This window comes from Massilia genomosp. 1 (assembly GCF_011682185.1).
GTDB lineage: Bacteria > Pseudomonadota > Gammaproteobacteria > Burkholderiales > Burkholderiaceae_D > Telluria_A > Telluria_A rubra.
The window spans coordinates 26,408-42,070 of record NZ_WHJF01000061.1 but is presented as its reverse complement, the minus strand read 5'-3'; the positions used below and the strand labels follow the sequence as shown (position 1 = coordinate 42,070).

Here is a 15,663-nt window from a genome sequence, read left to right as displayed (position 1 = left end):
GCTGCTCTGGGGTAGAATTCATGTCGGGCAAGGTGTGTTCGTGCTGATAGGGTAGGTTTTTAGATAACTCCCATTCTATCAATCACTTACGGCATTCTTGCCCTTTTTTGTGCAAAATTCAGGCTAAATGGATGCAGTCGAGCAGGCGCATGGGCGGTATTGGTACAGCAAGTGACAGCAATCATTCGCTGCTTGTTGTTTTTGTCCAACGAATAGCAAGAGCCGGCGTGGGCATCTGACAAGTGTCAAAAAACATATAAATATTTGTTAACAATGAGATATTGTTAACAGGCAAATCCGCCGCACAGCGGTATGAGCCCCGTGCTCGCTGCGGCCCTTACAGCCCTGGGCAACGAAACGTGACCACGGCAACAGGGTTGCCTTGGTTTTTCTGGCGATGGACCAATAGGAGAGATCTTCATGCATGTTCGGGGCACATTTGGATATGGCCGTCGCCAGCGTGAGACGAGCCGCCTGGCTCGGCTCGTTGGCGTCGGGGCACTCTGTTTGTTCGGCGTTTTAGGTTTGGCTGCGAACGAAGCCAAAGCCGACACCAAGGGTAAGGTGTTGTACGGAAAGCTGACATACGACCGGGTACCGTCGACGCTGGAGAACGGGCTTAACTACAGCGCGGTTGTCCAAAAGCCCATCCGCAACGTGCGGGTGGTGCTGGTTGAATACAGCAAAGAGGGCGGCGCGAACACGGAACTCGCGGTCACCACCTCAGGGGAAGACGGTAGCTACAGCTTCCCGGTTCCCGACCTGGTCACGCGGGTCAGGGTCCGGGCGTTCGCGGAGACGGCCAATCCGCCATTGCGGGTTCAGGACAACACCAACGGCAACGCCTTGTACGCACTGGAGTCTGCCGCAATGACGACCACCGCGGCGGTTACCGTCAAGGACCTGAACGCAGGCAGCGGCTGGGGAGGGTCATCCTACACGGGCGCGCGTGCGGCTGCGCCGTTTGCCAGCCTCGACACGCTCTACGCGACGGCACGCGCTTTCATGGCGGTGCGACCCCTGGTGAATTTTCCTTTGCTGCCAATTAACTGGAGCGTCAACAATCGCCCGGAACCTGGCGACAGTGCTTTGGGCCAGATCAACACGTCGCACTACAACAAGGGCGTGGGCGGCATCTTCATCCTCGGCAAGGCGGATGTGGATACCGACGAATACGATGCCCATGTCATGGTGCATGAATGGGGTCATTACTTTGAAGACAAGATGGGTCGCTCGGACAGCATCGGTGGCACGCACGGCTCTGGCGACATCGTCGATCCACGGCTTGCCTTTGGCGAAGGGTGGGGAAATGCGTTGAGCGCGATGATCCTTTTTCCGGACGCGAAATACAAGGATACCGGAGGAGCCGGCCAGGCCCGGACGACGCTCGTCATCGACATGGAAACCAACGACTCCGACGATCCGAAGCCGGGTTGGTTCTCCGAAGCGTCGGTGCAATCCGTGCTGTATGACCTCTTCGACCCGGCCAATGAGTCGTTTGACAACGTGGCGCTTGGACTGGGACCCATCTACGACATCATGACGGGGGGGGCAGAAGAGTACCCCGGCCGTGACGTCCATTTTCTCGTTCACCAAGGCCTTGAAAGCAGTCCCCGGCACCTCGGCCGCCACGATTGCGGCAATCGACAGACTGACCTCAGCGTCGGGTATCACCCCCATTCAAGACGCGTTTGGGACCGGCGAGACCAACGACGGCGGCAATGCGGCGAACCTGCCGCTGTTCCGGCAGATGACGGTGGACGGCGCCAGCGAGACCCTGACGTTCCTGGCCGATGTGGACAACATCAACAGGCTTGGAGCGAACCGCTACATCAGGTTCACCAGCCCTGCCGCAGGTCCGATCCAGGTCATCGGGGACTCGATCCGCGACATCGGGCTCACGCTGCTCGAAGACGGCAAGAAGATCGCCATTGCCGACAACAATTACAGCGGAACCGAGCAGTTCTCGTTCGTTGCCAAGGCGAACAAGGTGTACGTCCTCACGGTGCAAGGCTTCCTTATCAAATCGAGCGGCCAATACACTGCCTCGGTTCGCATCGCAAGCGGTGATATTGCGGGCAAGGCCACGATTGTCAATCAAAAAACCAAAGCGGTCCGCTAAAGCGTTCCCGCCTCCCTAAGGATGCCATCATGCAAATGAAAATTTCAACGCTGGCGGCGGCGCTCGCCGTCGGACTGATCACCTCATTCACGGCCGCGGCCGTCGAGGGGAAGCCACATGCGCCTGTGGAAATCGTCGGGACTGTGCAAGCTCAACAAGCCACGCTGAAGATCGCCTTCGAGTCGGCTGCGCAGCAGGTCAATGTCCGTGTCTACGGCGTGGATGGCCTGACCGTGGTTGGAACCAAGTCACCCGTCATCGGCGGCACTTTCGCCGCCGGCCAGGTGATGACGTTGCTGGTCAAGTACACGCCAGGAGCGGGCACGAGCAATCTGGCGGTGCAGGTCGATGGCGAGTTCGACGGCAAGCGACGTTCGAAAATCTCGTCCTTCACCGTGCAAAACGGCCGGGCTGCCACATCGAGCACGACGGCGAACATCTCGGTCGACGGGCGAGGCCGGCGGATTGCCATCCTGCCAGCCGAAACCAAATAGCAACGTGCTGGCAAGACCCGCGCTGCGCTCTTGCTTGCGCTGTCGCCCTACCATCCAATGACTTAGTAACTATCGAAAAGGAATGACCATGTTTCTGAAATCGACACTGCTCGCCCTCGCCTTTTGTGCCTTTGCATCGACCGCCCAGGCTGATTCCATCCACACCATCACCGGCGACACGACTGGCGCCGCCATTTTTACGCGACCGGTCGAGGACCTTTCCGGCTTGTCGGCAATCGGCAAGGATGTCAGCTTCAACCAATTCCGATTTACGGTTTCAGCGGCGGGCGAGTACTCGTTCTTGACGACGGCGGCTTTCGACTCCTTGGTTTTCCTTTACAGCCCGAGCTTCAATCCCAACTCGTCGCTGACGAACGCCCTGATCGGTAACGACGATCTTCTTGGTACGACCACATCGGGCTTCGTGACCAACCTGGCCGCCAACACGCCTTACGTACTGGTGATTACCGGTTTTGAAGGCTTCGAGTATGGCAAGTACAGCACGACCATTGGCGGGCCCGGCGCCGTCACCATCAGCGCCGTTCCCGAACCCGAGACCTATGCGATGATGGCATTTGGCCTGGGCGTCGTGGGCTTGGCACGCCGTCGTGCGACGTCCCTGAAGACGGCCTGAACGGAACTGACGCGCTGCGCGCGCAGTGACTGCTTCACTGTAAGCGTCGGCTCGGCGCCGTCTTGAGGCGGGCGTCGAGTCGCCTGGTCGGCGCGCATGCCGGCGATGCCCGCCGCAAGCCTGCCTGCGCCTACCCGCAGGCAGGGAACGCCACCGCACAACCCAAGCTTTCCATTCACTCATTTCCGTCTTTGCACACCATATGTGCCCGGTGACCGCCGGCGGCCATCCTCGGCAACATCGAGCGCAAAAGCGACCTTCCCCATTCAATTTCCTCATGTAAGTTCACGCCGATGGTAACAGGGCACACACGCCCTGGTTTTTGCCTGGCCGGCCTGCAGCGGGACGCGCTTCGTGCCACACTGGCGAACTTGGCAATTGAATGCATGACGGGAATATAATCGATGTGGACTGGCGTACTGTGCGGCCTGCTGGCCGGCGCGATGTGGGGCATGGTGTTCATCGTGCCGGAATTACTGGCGGCGTTTTCGCCGGTCGAACTGGCCGTGGGGCGTTACATCGCCTACGGGGCGATTGCCACCGGGCTGATGCTGCCGCGCCTGCGTGGCCTGTTGCAGCGGCTCGACCGCAGCGACTGCGGCGCGCTGGTGCGCCATGCGCTGGCCGGCAACATCGTCTACTACATGCTGCTGGCGCTGGGCGTCAAGCTGGCCGGGGTGGCGCCGACCTCGCTCATTATCGGCTTGCTGCCGATCACCCTCACCCTGCTCGGCCGCAAGGATCATGGCGCCATTCCGATGTCGCAACTGGCGCTGCCGCTGCTGGTGGTGGGTGCCGGCATCGCCTGTATCAATCTCGATGTGTTCCTGCACGCGCGCGCCAGCGGCGCCAGTCCCGGCGCGACCTTGCTCGGCGTGCTGTGCGCGTTCGGCGCCCTGCTGTGCTGGAGCTGGTACGGGCTCGACAATGCGCGTTTCCTCAAGCGCAATGCGCATTTCAGCAGCGCCGAATGGTCGGCCCTGTACGGCATGGCCAGCGGGCTGATCGCGCTGGCGATCGGCGCAGTTGCCTTTGCCATCTGGCATGGCGACGTGACCGGCGCGGCGGGTGCGGCAAGCGGGCGCAACTGGACGGTGTTTTGGGTAATCAATGTACTGGTGGCGCTGGGCGCCTCGGTCATCGGCAACCATTTGTGGAATATCGCCAGCCGGCGCGTGCCGGTGACCCTGTCGGGGCAGCTGATCTTGTTCGAAACGCTGTTCGCCCTGTGCTACGGCTTTGTGTATCACCGCCAGTTTCCCCGGGTGCTGGAAAGCGCGGCGATTGTCTTGCTGGTGGCAGGCGTGGTGTGGGCCGTGCGGATGCATGCGGTTCAACCCACGGCGACCGTGGGGTTTAGTCCCGATCACATTGGATAGTCAACATGCATACAGGACCCGACATGCGCACTCCAGGGCGCAACAGCGCATCTGCCGTGGTATGACTCGCACTGGTGACGCTGATCGCTTCAAGCGCCGACGCCGGCTTGCAGACGGGCACGACGCCAGCGGGCAGGCAGGCCATCATCGAACAGGTACTTGACGGCGGCGACGGCGGGGTGTATGCCAGTGCGCCGAATGCCTTGTTCAAACGCATGAACGCTGATTCTGCGTGGAAACTTCTGCCGCTGAGAGTCGATTGATAGCGCCCGTACGTCGATGCCGGCGCGCACGACGCGCCGATCGGCCCCCAGAGTACTAGCGCCGCTGCTGGCTCTGCTGCTGCACCGACAAGCTGAGCTTGCTCAAATCTTCCTTGCCCAGCATCGGCAAATGCGCCAGCAAGTGCTCCAGGGCTGAGTTGCCGCTCAGTTCCAGCTCGGACGACTGCACCAGCACCGTGCCGGCGCCGGTAAAATCGACCTGCTTTTCCTCGCCCGACAGCGTCAAGCCGCTCAGCGCCCCCACCGTCGACACAAAGCCGGTGACGTGCGCGTAATCGTAGCGGTACGACGGACTCGGACAGTCGGCCCAGCCCAGCACCGCCTGTTCATCCACCCGGCACGGCAGTTCGAGGAAATGCACCGGGCCGTTGGACGAGGCGATCACCTTGCCGGTCCCGAGCAGGGTCAGGTAGCCCGGCAGGGTCGATTCCTGGCAGATGACGTTCTTCGAAAAGCCCAGCAGGTTCTTGGCGCGGATCGTCATGTTGGCCGCGTCCAGGTCGTAGCAGGCCAGGTCGTTGCCGTTGTCGCCCAAAATCAGCTGACCCTGCCCTTGCGCCACCACGAAATTGTGGATGTACTTCGGCGCGTTGAACGCGCGCCGCGCCAGCATCTCGACGACGCTGCTGCCCATCGCCTCAAAACTGAGGTTGCCGTAAAAGGCGATCATCTTGCCCTTGCGGATGAAAATCTGGTCGCTCACGTCCACCACGAAGGCAAACCGGTTCAGGTTATCGTTCCTCGGCAAGGTCGCTGGATTGTAGGTTGTCATGACTTACCTCTCGCTCGCTTGGATGTAGACCGTGCCCTGGCCGCTGAATTTGACTTGATACGACTCGCCCGAGGCCTGGCCGACGAAGGTCTTCCAGTTCAGGTCGGTGATGATGGACGAGCTCAACTGCCCGGTATGGCCGATGTAGGCTTGCGGATCGACGCACACAGGCACATCGTGCGTGACCGGCAAGCCGATCGCGTTGCCGTCCGACAGGATCGCCACCTCGCCCGTGCCCTGGAAGGTGCTGGTGAACAAGCCCTGCCCCGACACCGCCCCGCGCGCGATGCCCTGGATGCCGCCCTGGTTGCCCAGGAACATGGTCCCGGCGGTCATGCGCGCATCAAAGGCGAGCACATTCTCGCTTTCCACATACAGGGTCTCGCCGCGCACCGGGATGATGGTGACGAACAGGCCGTTGTAGGCGTAGTAGACCGAGCCGCGGCCCCTGGCCAGCATCAGCGAGTAGCCCTCGTTGGTGGCGGCGCGCATGGCCATGCTCTCGACACCCTGGCCCGCCAGGAAGGAACTGCTGAAGGCAACCTCGCCCTGGTACGAAATCATCGCACCCTTCTTGGCGAAGACTTCCTCGTTATTGAGTTTGACCTCAATCATTTTTTCATTGATCTGCTGGTACGCCGGCATGGCATTCTCCCACTAAATTCGATTGTTCAAGAGCGCTGCGCGCCACCCGGTCAGCGCTCGGCGGGCTGGATGAAGACCACGCCCTGACCGCTGAACTTGTGCTGGTAGGACTCGCCCGACGACTGGCCGACCATGGTGCGCCAGTTGACGTCGAACACGAATTCCTGGGTGATATTGCCCTTGTAACCCACGAAGGCGTCCGGATCGACGCGCAGCGGGTTGGCGGGCGTCACTTCCAGCATGATCAGGTTGCCGCGCGAGATGACGGCGATGCTGCCCTGTCCCTCGACCGTGGTGCTGAACAAGCCCTGGCCCGACACCGCGCCGCGCAGGCCGGCGAAACTGGTGCCGGTCTTGAGCGAGGTGTCGTAAGCGAGCAGGCTGCTGCTTTCGATGGTCATCTTTTCGCCGGACAAGGCGATGACGGTGATTTCGGCCGCATTCTGGGCGAAAAACACCGTGCCGGTGCCCGAGGCTTGCATCAGCTGCATGCCTTCGTTGGTCACCTTGCGCTTGAGCGCGCCGAAGATGCCTTCGCCGCCGAGAATGGATTTTTCGAACTTGATGGTACCGGTATAGGCGACCATGGAACCGGCAATGGCAAGCACCGTTTCCTTTTGAAGGGTCACTTCCAGCAGGCGATCGGAATTGTTACGGAAACTGGTCACGGCATACTCCTGACAAAGCGGTCGCGGCGCGCGCGCCGGCAACCAGAACGTTCCATTCTGGTTGGGTCAGGCGCACGTGTCAAGACAGCAATTGCTCAGGGGCGTGATGCCCCATGATCAGTCGTAGCGCGAGCGCGAGCGGTGCAGGATGCCGGAATCGCTGCTTTCGCGCGCATCCTTGATGCGGAAATCGGATGCCGGGCTCACGCCCGAGCGCTCGTCGTCGTTCTTGTGGCGCTGGTCGCGCTCGCGCTCGATTTCGCGTTCGATGCGCGACGCTGGCCGGGGATCGGGTTTGGTGGTTTTCATGTCAGACGCTCCGGCACGATGGCAGTGGCGATACGGTCAGGACGCGAAACGGGCAAAGCGCGGTTTTCATGATTTCTTTCGGTTAAAAAGTTACTGCATGAATCCAGTATGCGTACCCGCGCCCGCTGCGTATGTTCGACTCATAACATAAGACACCAAAAGTTTTCACCCGCTGTTCCTAATAGGGCTTGCCGGGCAGGCCCAGCCGGATCTGCCAGAGCGCGCCGGCGCCCGTCATGAACAAGGTCTTGCCGTCGGCGCCACCGAACGCGGCGTTGGTGATGTTGGCATCGACCTTGATCACAGCCAGTTCCTTGCCGGCCGGCGAAAACACGCGCAGCCGCTGCGCCGTATGCTCGGTCACGTACAGATTGCCCTGGCAATCGACACTCATTCCGTCCGGCATGGCCAGGCCGCTGACCAGGTCGCGCCCCTTGCCGGGCACGCCGCGCAGCAGGGAATAGGCGCGCAGCACGCCGTGCTCGCCGCCGCCGCTGACATACAGCGTATCGCCGGCCGGCGACAAAGCAATCCCGTTCGGATTGGCGAGCCCGCCGTCGACCACCGTGACCTTGCCGCCGGGCGCCACCCGGTACACGCGGGTGGCGTCCTGCCCGCCCGGAGCGGCACCGCGCTGGAAGGAGGGATCGGTGAAATAGATCGTGCCGTCGGCGCCGATGGCGATATCGTTGGGCGAGTTGAAGACCTTGCCCCGATAGGCGCAGGCAAGCAGGCTGCGCTTGCCGCTGACCAGGTCGAAGCGCGATACGCCCTTGAACGTGTGGGTGCCGGCGACAATGTTGCCGCGCGCGTCGAGCGCCAGGCCATTGCTGCCGCTGTCAGCGATCGCCGTGCCGAGCTTGCCGTCCGGGCCGAGGCGCAGAATGCGCGAGGGAAAACCGGGGCCGAACGTGACATGGGAAAAATACAGCGCATCGCCGATCCAGACCGGGCCTTCGTACAGGCCCGCTTCGGCGCCGGCCGGCGTCGTGCCGGGTACGCGCGTGGCGAACAGCGCGCCGCCGGGCGCCACGCCGGTGCAGGCGGTGGGCGCCGCCGAGACCTGCGCCAGCGGCGCGCCCAGCAGCGCCGCGAGCAGCAGGCGCAAGGCCGGCGCGGCCGCGCCGCGTGGGGAAAAACAGCGTGGCGTGGTCGGCATCATCGCTCGCATCCCTGACAGTGTTCGCGCAACCGATCAATGCGGAAATTGTAGCAGCCTTCCGCGCGCGCGGGCCGGCGTGGCGCGACTCGCCTATACTCCACGCATCGCCCTGTCGCACCGTGCGCAGCGGCACTTGAACAGTGAGGAAATATGGAACGTCCACACCCGGCCGGCGCCGGCGCGAGCTTGTCGCAGCAGCACCTGGCCGAATTGAAGCAGGCCAGGCACCTGCTCGAGCATCCCGGCTATGTGGCCCGCATCACCGACGTGATCGGCATGCCGCTGGAAGCGGCTGTCAAGGCCCTGCCCGCTTCCTGGAGCGGCAAGATCGCCTCCGTCACCAACACGTCGCTGACCAAATGCCTGAAGGTGGCCAACGCCACCCTGCGCCCGACCGGAACCTCGTCCTTCCCCAAGCTGCACAGCGCGGCGGTGGCCTTGAGCGGCGCGGCCGGTGGCGCGTTCGGCATTGCCGGGCTGGCCGTCGAGTTGCCGGTGTCCACCGTCGTCATGCTGCGCTCGATTGCCGATATCGGCCGCGCGCACGGCGAAGACCTGGCCTCGGGCGAGGCGCAACTGGCTTGCCTGATGGTGTTTTCGCTGGGCGGCAAGACGGCCGACGACGACGCCTCGGATGCCGGTTATTACGCGGCGCGCGTCGCGCTGGCGCAGGCCATGGCGGACGCCACCGCCTACCTGGCCAAGCATGGCGTGGCGAGCGAAGCGGCGCCGGCGCTGGTGCGCCTGATTGCGCAGATCGCCACCCGCTTCAACGTACACGTGTCGCAGAAAGCGGCCGCGATGATGGTGCCGATCATCGGCGCGGCCGGCGGCGCACTGGTCAACACCTTGTTCATCAACCATTTCCAGGACATGGCGCGCGGGCACTTTACGGTGCGCCGGCTGGAACGGCTGTACGGCCCGGAAGCGGTCAGTGCCGCCTACCGGCAACTACAGGACTGATCCGCAGGCAAGGTGCGCGTACTGTTGACTGGCGCACAGACCGGCGCCGACCGCGACAGGCACAGTACGTCCACGACAGCCATTCATCCACCTGCCGCAGGACACACAATGCCTTACAACCGCACCGCCATGCCGCATCGCATTTCCACCCACACCGAACCGGGCACGCCCGGCTGGGGCAGCATTGCCCTGCTCGCCGCCGCCGCAGGCCTGGCCGCGTCGATGGTCTACGTACACGCCAAAAAACGCGAAGCCGAGCAAGCCAATCCCGCGCAAGGCCAGGTGATCGAGGTCGACGGTGTTCGTTTGCACTACCTGGAACGCGGCGAAGGCTTGCCGCTGGTGCTGCTGCACGGGAATGGCTTGCATTCGGATGACTTTGCGCTCAGCGGCCTGCTCGACGCGGCGGCCGCATCGCATCGCGTAATCGTATTCGACCGGCCCGGATTCGGCCACAGCGAGCGCCCGGGCGATACCAGCTGGACGCCGGAAGCCCAGGCGCGCCTGATCTACAAGGCCTTGCGCGCGCTGGGCGCGGAGCGCCCGGTCATCGTCGGGCATTCCTGGGGCGCCCTGGTGACGCTGGCGCTGGCGCTGAACTACCCGCGCTACGTGCGCGCCATGACGCTGGTGTCGGGCTATTACTATCCGACCATGCGCCTGGACGCGCCGCTGGCCGCCGTCCCTGCCCTGCCGCTGCTGGGGCACGTGTTGAGAAATACGCTGGCGCCGCTGCTTGGACGGCTGATGTGGCCGGCCCTGGCGCGGCGCATGTTCGGGCCGGCGCCGGTGCCGGAGCGCTTCGCTCACTTCCCCGCATGGATGTCGCTGCGGCCGGCGCAACTGGGCGCCAGCGCCGCCGAAAGCGGCATGCTGATGTCGGCCGCGGCGCGCCTGTCGCAGCGTTATGGCGAGCTGCGCTTGCCCATTGCGGTGCTGGCCGGCTGCGACGACCAGCTTGTCAGTGCCGAGGCGCACGCTGTGCGTTTTCACAAGGATGTTCCGCACAGCGACCTGCAGCTTGAAGAAGGCTGCGGGCACATGCTGCATTACGCCCATCCGGACGCAATCATGGCTGCGGTAGCCAGGCTCGAAGTCGGGGCCCGCGCGGGCTACGCGCATATTGCCTCGTGGGCGCAGCAAGATACGGGGGCGACGCTGCATTAGGCAGCGGCGCGTCAAACAGGTTTTTTCACTGCCACAAGGAGATTTACCATGACACAATCGAAATCGAGCGGTACGCAGAACAAGCAGTCGGGCAGCCCGGAAACCGAAGCGGACGTCAATTCGGCGGCGGGCAAGAAGGATGAGAAGAGCAGCCACGATGAAAAAAGCCGTGTGAAAGCGGGCAAGGATGACGGTGCGGGTGGTGGCGCCAAGCAGAAGCAAAACCACTGATATCGGACGATGCGGCCGCGTCGTCCCCGCCTTCGCGGGGACGACGGGGCGGTGGCTCCCTGAGGCGGCGGTGCCCCCTTGACACCGCGCCGCAACCGTCGTCGTGTCACCCCCGCTTTTGCGGCGTGTTACTTTTCGCCAGCGTCTTGCGCAGCAAGGCCGCCAGTTCCACCGGCACGAACTTGGCAATATACGCGTCCGCCCCCACCCCATTCACATGATTTTCATTGGCCGCGCCCGACAGCGAGGAATGGATAATCACAGGAATCGTCGAGAAGCGGCTGTCCTGCTTGATGTTGCGGGTAAGCGTAAACCCATCCATCTCCGGCATTTCCAGGTCGCTCAACACCAGCGCCACCTTGTCGCGCGCCGTTTTACCCTCTTTCTTGGCCGCGATGTCGATCGCTTCGAGCTTGTCCCAGGCCTGCTTGCCGGAATTGGTCATCACGTACTTCGCGCCCATCGCCTGCAGCGCGTTTTCGATCAGCGCGCGCGCGATCACGGAGTCGTCCGCTGCCAGAATCACCTGCCCCTCGGGCAGGTTGAGCGGCGCGCCCATGCTGTCGACATCCACGTCCGGCTCGTCATTGCTGTGCAACTGGCGCAAAATCGATTCCACATCGAGCACCTGGGCCAGGCGCGTGTTCGGCACGTCCCCATCGACCTTGGCAATGCTGGTCACCAGCGCGCCGCTGGCGGTTTTGTCGCCCGGCAGCACCGAGGTCCACTCCAGCCGCACGATTTCTTCCACCGCCTCCACAGCGAATGCTTGCGTGGTGCGGGCGAATTCGGTAATCAACAGCAGCTTGAGCCCCGACGCCGGAATGCATCCCACCACCGCCGGGAGATTGATGACAGGAATAATCTGCTCGCGCAAATTGACAACACCCAACATATGCGGATGAGAATCCGCAATCGGCGTGACGTGCGGCATCGCGACGATTTCACGGATCTTGAACACGTTGATCGCATACAGCTCGGAGTGCTTGCCTTCGGCGTCGCCACCCAAGCGGAACAGGAGCAATTCCAGCTTGTTGAGACTGGTGAGATTGCTTCTTTCGTCGATATCCTGTTGAACGTTATTCATTTTTTCCTTTTCCCTGCGCCCGGCTGGACGGCGGCCGGCGGCAACTGTGTGAGCGCGTTGTGCTGCGATGACGCGAACCTGGCGTTCTGATGCATCGGCGGGCTTGGGCCGACAGACGGAGCTGGTCGATCCCGGGGGATGGGGGATCAGGGTGAGAGGTGAAGCATGCAACGCGGGCAAACCGGCGCTCCAGTCCAATCGATTATACGTGTAAATATTCCTACAGCATCATCAGGTTTCACCCCAAGCGACCAGGTTTGTTGCGCCGTTCGTACGTTTAATGCTGTAAGGCATTAATTTTCTTTCGATGCTACAATTGTTTCATGCGCCTTGACCCGCTCTTCCCCGGCTTGTGCGGCATGCCTCACGCTTTTCCCGATACCCATTTCCTGCATCATTGCTTTGTTAACAGTGACAACGAGCGCGCCGAATGACATAGCGTTCACGATGTGGCCCAGCGCTCCGGGCAAAAAGGCATGACTATGAATACCCGCAATGAAACCGACCGCCTGTTGGCGCTGCGCAAGCTCAACCTGCTCGACAGCGCCCCCACGGAAGCGTTCGACCGCATCACCCGCATGGCGGCGCGCGTGTTCGGCTTGCCGATCGCAGCCGTGTCGCTGACCGACAGCGACCGCCAGTGGTTCAAGTCGCGGGTCGGCATGGCCCATACCGCGATTCCGCGCATCAAGGCGCCCTGCGCCAGCGTGGCCGACAGCGGCGCCCTGCTCGTGATTGACGACCTGTACGAAGATGCGTTTTTCCGCGACAGCCACCTGGCCCACAGTGGCGTGCGTTTCTACGCCGGCGCTCCCTTGACCACCAGCGACGGCTTCAACCTCGGTGCGATATGCGTGCTGGGCCTGGAGCCGCGCACCATCAGCGCCACCGAACGCGACGCGCTGACCGACCTGGCGGCCATGGTCATGGCCCAGATCGAGCTGCAGCACACCCTGGGCCGGGTCGATCCGCTCAGCGGCATGCCGAATCGCAAACAATTTATCGAAGACTACGCCGACCTGCAAATGGACCGCCCGCATGGCGAGCAGCGCGTGGCGGTGCTGGTCAACATGGCCAACCAGGAGCAGCTCAACAACGCCGCACGGGTCATGGGCGCCTCGTATTTTGATGACCTGGTGAACGAGGCGATCATTTCTTACCGCGCCGTCATGGGCAACGAGCACACGGTGTATCAACTGGCGGCGACCCAGTTCATCACCATCGCCCCGCCCGGCGCCGGCGATGGCGCCGGCGCCGGCGCTTACCGGGCGCGCCTGGCGCACTGGCTGGGCAGCCGCGGCCAATGGAGCACGTCCCGCTTCGTGACCACGCCGGCGATCGGCATCGCGCCCTTCCAGCTGGGCCGCACCGATTGCCTGGACGTGCTGCGCATTGCCCAGAACGCCATGCAGGACGCGCACCAGACCGGCCAGCTGATCGGCACCTATTCCTCCGCCCAGGATGAGGCCTATCGCCGCCGCTTCACCCTGCTCAACGCCTTCGACGCGGCGCTGGGCGACACCAGCCAGCTGCGCCTGGTCTACCAGCCGCGCATCGACCTCATCAGCGGCGCCTGCATCGGCGCCGAAGCCCTGTTGCGCTGGCGTCATCCCGAGCTGGGCGACGTGCCGCCCGGCGAATTCATCCCCGTGGTGGAACAGACCTCGATGGTGCGCGCCGCCACCAGCTGGGTGCTGCGCGAGGCCGTGCGCCAGCTGGCCGCCTGGCACGGCGCCGGCTTGCGCTTGCAGATGTCGGTCAACGTCTCGGCCGCCAACCTGCTCGAAGCCGATTTTGTCAGCACCGTGACGGCGCTGCTGAACCAGCACCGCATGGCGCCCGGCTGGCTGGAACTGGAAGTGACGGAAAGCGCGATCATGGAAAACCAGGGCACCGCGCTGGCCACCCTGGCCGCGCTCGACCAGGCCGGCGTGCGCCTGGCGATCGACGACTTCGGCACCGGCTACAGCAGCCTGTCGTACCTGCAGAGCATGCCGGCGCACGTGGTCAAGATCGACCAGAGTTTTGTACGCAACATGGCGGGCGGCGAGCGCAACCGCACGCTGGTGAACACCATGATTTCCCTCTCGCACGAGCTGGGCTTTCGCGTGGTGGCGGAAGGCATCGAAACCGATGACGTGCGGCAGTTGCTGCACGACCAGGGCTGCGACGAGGGCCAGGGTTACCTGTTCGCCCGGCCGCTCGCGCCCGAGGAGCTGTTCGCCTGGTGCGCCCGCGCACAGGCCAGTGCAGCGGCCAGCGAAGCGACCGCGCGCGCGCCGTGGAAGCCTATTTGCGCGGCGCCGGAGCCGGGGATGCATACTGCAACCTGACGACCCGCCCGCTGTGGTCCTCGACCAGGTAAATCGCGCCGTCCGGCCCCTGCTTGACATCGACCGGCGCGCCGGGCAACTGCTTCGGCTTGGGGCCCCAGTCGCTGATCAGTTCGATCATCTTGCCCAGCGGCGCGCCCTGCGCATCCGGCAGCAAGGCCACCAGCCGGCGCCCATTCGCGCGGTAACCGTGGTAGCCGATGATCAGGCTGTTCTTGTATTGCGCGGGGAACATGTCGGCCGTGTAAAAGGTCATGCCCAGCGGCGCCGCATGGGCCGGCAGCAGGCGCAGCGGCGCGCGGTAAGCGCCGCACTTGGCGTCTGGATACTCCGGGCTGGCCACATTGTTATCGTAGCAGTAAGGCCAGCCGTAGTTGCCCTTCGCCTCGATCAGGTTCAACTCATCGTGCGGCAAGTCGTTATCGTTCTTCAAGCCCTTCATGGCCGCCTGGAGCGCGTCGCGCGAGTTTTCGCCCTGCCACAAGGCTTGCGTGCCCGGGTGGACTGCCAGCGCCATCGAATTGCGCAGCCCGGTCGCATGGACTTCCCAGCTTTTGACGGTGCCGGCCGGCCATTGCATCCGATACTTGCGCAGCGCGCCCAGCGCGTTCGCCCCGCTCGCCTCAAGGCAGGGCTTGCCCGCATCCGGCGCCTTGCCATCCTTGCCTTCGCAATGGTCGCTGCCCGAACCGACATTCACATACAAGTCGCCCTTGGCGTCGAAGCGCATCGCGGTCAAAGGATGGCGCCCGAGGCCGGGCAGCGCCGGCGTGCCGGAATTGCCGCCGATAACATCCTTGACCGTGCCTTCGGGATCGCGCGGATCGAAGCGGAAGATGCGCTTGATCGCGCCCACATACACCAGGCCGTCGGGACCGAGCACGATGCCGTTGGGGCGGTCGAGTTTCTTCATCAGCAGGGTTTTCTGGAAACCCGCCGCACCCGGCTTGAGCAGCCAGACGCTGCCCTGGTTCGGCTGCCAGCCGCCCAGGTCGACCACCAGCACGCTGCCGTCGGCCATCGGCTGCACGCCGCGCGCGAACTTGAATCCCTGGCCGATGATGCCCGCGCAAAAACCGGGCGGCGTGCTGACCACCAGGCGTGGCGCGCCGCCGCAGGTGTCGGCGGCGGCGGCGCTGCCACCCATCAGGAGCATGGCGGCGGCCAGCGCCGGGCGAACAAGTGTGCGGGAGTGAAAAGGCGTCATGCGGGATCCAGTCAGAAAGGTGCTGGAATTATAGAGGATTGCATGCACGCGGCATTTCCAGGCGCATTACTTGAGCGTGCCCTCTATTAATGCTTTGGCAATTTTGATGTGCATCAATTTTTTTGGGGCGCGCGCATGCGATTCTGCATGCCTCCGGACGCATGCTGCGTCGCAACAAATTGCTGATGCCAATGTCGTCCGGAACA

Annotated in this window: 17 protein-coding genes; 9 read left to right on the top strand and 8 right to left on the bottom strand. The window is 63.4% G+C overall.

Annotation, left to right across the window (positions count from 1 at the left end; genetic code table 11):
* Positions 1–420: 420 nt before the first annotated feature.
* The 5 genes from F1735_RS21105 to F1735_RS21085 all read left to right on the top strand — a co-directional run bounded on the left by F1735_RS21105 (position 421) and on the right by F1735_RS21085 (position 4,892).
* Positions 421–2,070, top strand: coding sequence for a hypothetical protein (locus F1735_RS21105; RefSeq protein ID WP_167238775.1), 1,650 nt, complete (start codon positions 421–423; stop codon positions 2,068–2,070).
* A gap of 81 nt (positions 2,071–2,151) precedes the next feature.
* Positions 2,152–2,616: a hypothetical protein gene (locus tag F1735_RS21100; protein ID WP_167238774.1), complete on the top strand. Its 465-nt coding sequence runs from the start codon at positions 2,152–2,154 to the stop codon at positions 2,614–2,616.
* 88 nt (positions 2,617–2,704) lie between these two features.
* A complete protein-coding gene (locus F1735_RS21095) occupies positions 2,705–3,250 on the top strand; it encodes an FxDxF family PEP-CTERM protein (RefSeq protein WP_187364313.1) in 546 nt (181 codons plus the stop codon).
* 404 nt (positions 3,251–3,654) lie between these two features.
* Positions 3,655–4,629: a DMT family transporter gene (locus tag F1735_RS21090; protein ID WP_167238772.1), complete on the top strand. Its 975-nt coding sequence runs from the start codon at positions 3,655–3,657 to the stop codon at positions 4,627–4,629.
* 74 nt (positions 4,630–4,703) lie between these two features.
* Positions 4,704–4,892, top strand: a complete 189-nt coding sequence (locus F1735_RS21085) for a hypothetical protein (RefSeq protein ID WP_167238771.1) — start codon at positions 4,704–4,706, stop codon at positions 4,890–4,892.
* Between the two features lie 55 nt (positions 4,893–4,947).
* On the opposite strand, the gene F1735_RS21080 is transcribed toward F1735_RS21085, so the two are convergent.
* From F1735_RS21080 to F1735_RS21060, 5 genes are all read right to left on the bottom strand, one after another.
* The gene (locus tag F1735_RS21080) at positions 4,948–5,685 is read right to left on the bottom strand and encodes an AIM24 family protein (protein WP_167238770.1); all 738 of its coding nucleotides are present in this window, start codon (positions 5,683–5,685) and stop codon (positions 4,948–4,950) included.
* A 3-nt stretch (positions 5,686–5,688) separates the two neighbouring features.
* Positions 5,689–6,330 (bottom strand): AIM24 family protein, encoded by a 642-nt coding sequence (locus F1735_RS21075; RefSeq protein ID WP_167238769.1) that lies wholly within the window; start codon positions 6,328–6,330, stop codon positions 5,689–5,691.
* Between the two features lie 50 nt (positions 6,331–6,380).
* Complete coding sequence (locus F1735_RS21070) at positions 6,381–6,998, bottom strand: AIM24 family protein (protein WP_167238768.1); 618 nt, start codon at positions 6,996–6,998, stop codon at positions 6,381–6,383.
* Between the two features lie 117 nt (positions 6,999–7,115).
* The gene (locus F1735_RS21065) at positions 7,116–7,307 is read right to left on the bottom strand and encodes a hypothetical protein (RefSeq protein ID WP_167229452.1); all 192 of its coding nucleotides are present in this window, start codon (positions 7,305–7,307) and stop codon (positions 7,116–7,118) included.
* Between the two features lie 178 nt (positions 7,308–7,485).
* Complete coding sequence (locus tag F1735_RS21060; protein ID WP_167238767.1) at positions 7,486–8,466, bottom strand: SMP-30/gluconolactonase/LRE family protein; 981 nt, start codon at positions 8,464–8,466, stop codon at positions 7,486–7,488.
* 153 nt (positions 8,467–8,619) lie between these two features.
* Here F1735_RS21060 and F1735_RS21055 point away from each other — a divergent pair, with 153 nt between their 5' ends.
* The 3 genes from F1735_RS21055 to F1735_RS21045 all read left to right on the top strand — a co-directional run bounded on the left by F1735_RS21055 (position 8,620) and on the right by F1735_RS21045 (position 10,830).
* Positions 8,620–9,432, top strand: coding sequence for an EcsC family protein (locus F1735_RS21055; protein ID WP_167238766.1), 813 nt, complete (start codon positions 8,620–8,622; stop codon positions 9,430–9,432).
* Positions 9,433–9,540: 108 nt separating this feature from the next.
* On the top strand, positions 9,541–10,599 hold the full coding sequence (locus F1735_RS21050) for an alpha/beta fold hydrolase (protein ID WP_167238765.1): 1,059 nt from the start codon (positions 9,541–9,543) through the stop codon (positions 10,597–10,599).
* Positions 10,600–10,647: 48 nt separating this feature from the next.
* The gene (locus tag F1735_RS21045; RefSeq protein WP_167238764.1) at positions 10,648–10,830 is read left to right on the top strand and encodes a hypothetical protein; all 183 of its coding nucleotides are present in this window, start codon (positions 10,648–10,650) and stop codon (positions 10,828–10,830) included.
* 106 nt (positions 10,831–10,936) lie between these two features.
* On the opposite strand, the gene F1735_RS21040 is transcribed toward F1735_RS21045, so the two are convergent.
* Positions 10,937–11,917 carry a chemotaxis protein gene (locus F1735_RS21040; RefSeq protein WP_167238779.1) on the bottom strand — a complete coding sequence of 327 codons (981 nt, stop codon included), beginning with the start codon at positions 11,915–11,917 and terminating at the stop codon, positions 10,937–10,939.
* 293 nt (positions 11,918–12,210) lie between these two features.
* Positions 12,211–12,354, bottom strand: a complete 144-nt coding sequence (locus F1735_RS21035; protein WP_222853041.1) for a hypothetical protein — start codon at positions 12,352–12,354, stop codon at positions 12,211–12,213.
* Between the two features lie 45 nt (positions 12,355–12,399).
* Between F1735_RS21035 and F1735_RS21030 the strand changes: the two genes are divergently transcribed.
* On the top strand, positions 12,400–14,250 hold the full coding sequence (locus F1735_RS21030; protein ID WP_167238762.1) for a sensor domain-containing phosphodiesterase: 1,851 nt from the start codon (positions 12,400–12,402) through the stop codon (positions 14,248–14,250).
* Here the strand turns inward: F1735_RS21030 and F1735_RS21025 are convergent.
* Entirely contained in the window at positions 14,207–15,457 is a 1,251-nt protein-coding gene (locus F1735_RS21025; RefSeq protein ID WP_167238761.1) for a PQQ-dependent sugar dehydrogenase, read from the bottom strand. The two genes, F1735_RS21030 and F1735_RS21025, sit on opposite strands and share 44 nt — an antisense overlap.
* Between the last annotated feature and the right edge of the window lie 206 nt (positions 15,458–15,663).

Coding starts and splice junctions, on each gene's coding strand:
- F1735_RS21105 (WP_167238775.1), top strand. CDS start 421: ATGCATGTTCGGGGCACATTTGGATATGGCCGTCGCCAGCGTGAGACG.
- F1735_RS21100 (WP_167238774.1), top strand. CDS start 2,152: ATGCAAATGAAAATTTCAACGCTGGCGGCGGCGCTCGCCGTCGGACTG.
- F1735_RS21095 (WP_187364313.1), top strand. CDS start 2,705: ATGTTTCTGAAATCGACACTGCTCGCCCTCGCCTTTTGTGCCTTTGCA.
- F1735_RS21090 (WP_167238772.1), top strand. CDS start 3,655: ATGTGGACTGGCGTACTGTGCGGCCTGCTGGCCGGCGCGATGTGGGGC.
- F1735_RS21080 (WP_167238770.1), bottom strand. CDS start 5,685: ATGACAACCTACAATCCAGCGACCTTGCCGAGGAACGATAACCTGAAC.
- F1735_RS21075 (WP_167238769.1), bottom strand. CDS start 6,330: ATGCCGGCGTACCAGCAGATCAATGAAAAAATGATTGAGGTCAAACTC.
- F1735_RS21065 (WP_167229452.1), bottom strand. CDS start 7,307: ATGAAAACCACCAAACCCGATCCCCGGCCAGCGTCGCGCATCGAACGC.
- F1735_RS21060 (WP_167238767.1), bottom strand. CDS start 8,466: ATGCCGACCACGCCACGCTGTTTTTCCCCACGCGGCGCGGCCGCGCCG.
- F1735_RS21055 (WP_167238766.1), top strand. CDS start 8,620: ATGGAACGTCCACACCCGGCCGGCGCCGGCGCGAGCTTGTCGCAGCAG.
- F1735_RS21050 (WP_167238765.1), top strand. CDS start 9,541: ATGCCTTACAACCGCACCGCCATGCCGCATCGCATTTCCACCCACACC.
- F1735_RS21045 (WP_167238764.1), top strand. CDS start 10,648: ATGACACAATCGAAATCGAGCGGTACGCAGAACAAGCAGTCGGGCAGC.
- F1735_RS21040 (WP_167238779.1), bottom strand. CDS start 11,917: ATGAATAACGTTCAACAGGATATCGACGAAAGAAGCAATCTCACCAGT.
- F1735_RS21035 (WP_222853041.1), bottom strand. CDS start 12,354: ATGTCATTCGGCGCGCTCGTTGTCACTGTTAACAAAGCAATGATGCAG.
- F1735_RS21030 (WP_167238762.1), top strand. CDS start 12,400: ATGAATACCCGCAATGAAACCGACCGCCTGTTGGCGCTGCGCAAGCTC.
- F1735_RS21025 (WP_167238761.1), bottom strand. CDS start 15,457: ATGACGCCTTTTCACTCCCGCACACTTGTTCGCCCGGCGCTGGCCGCC.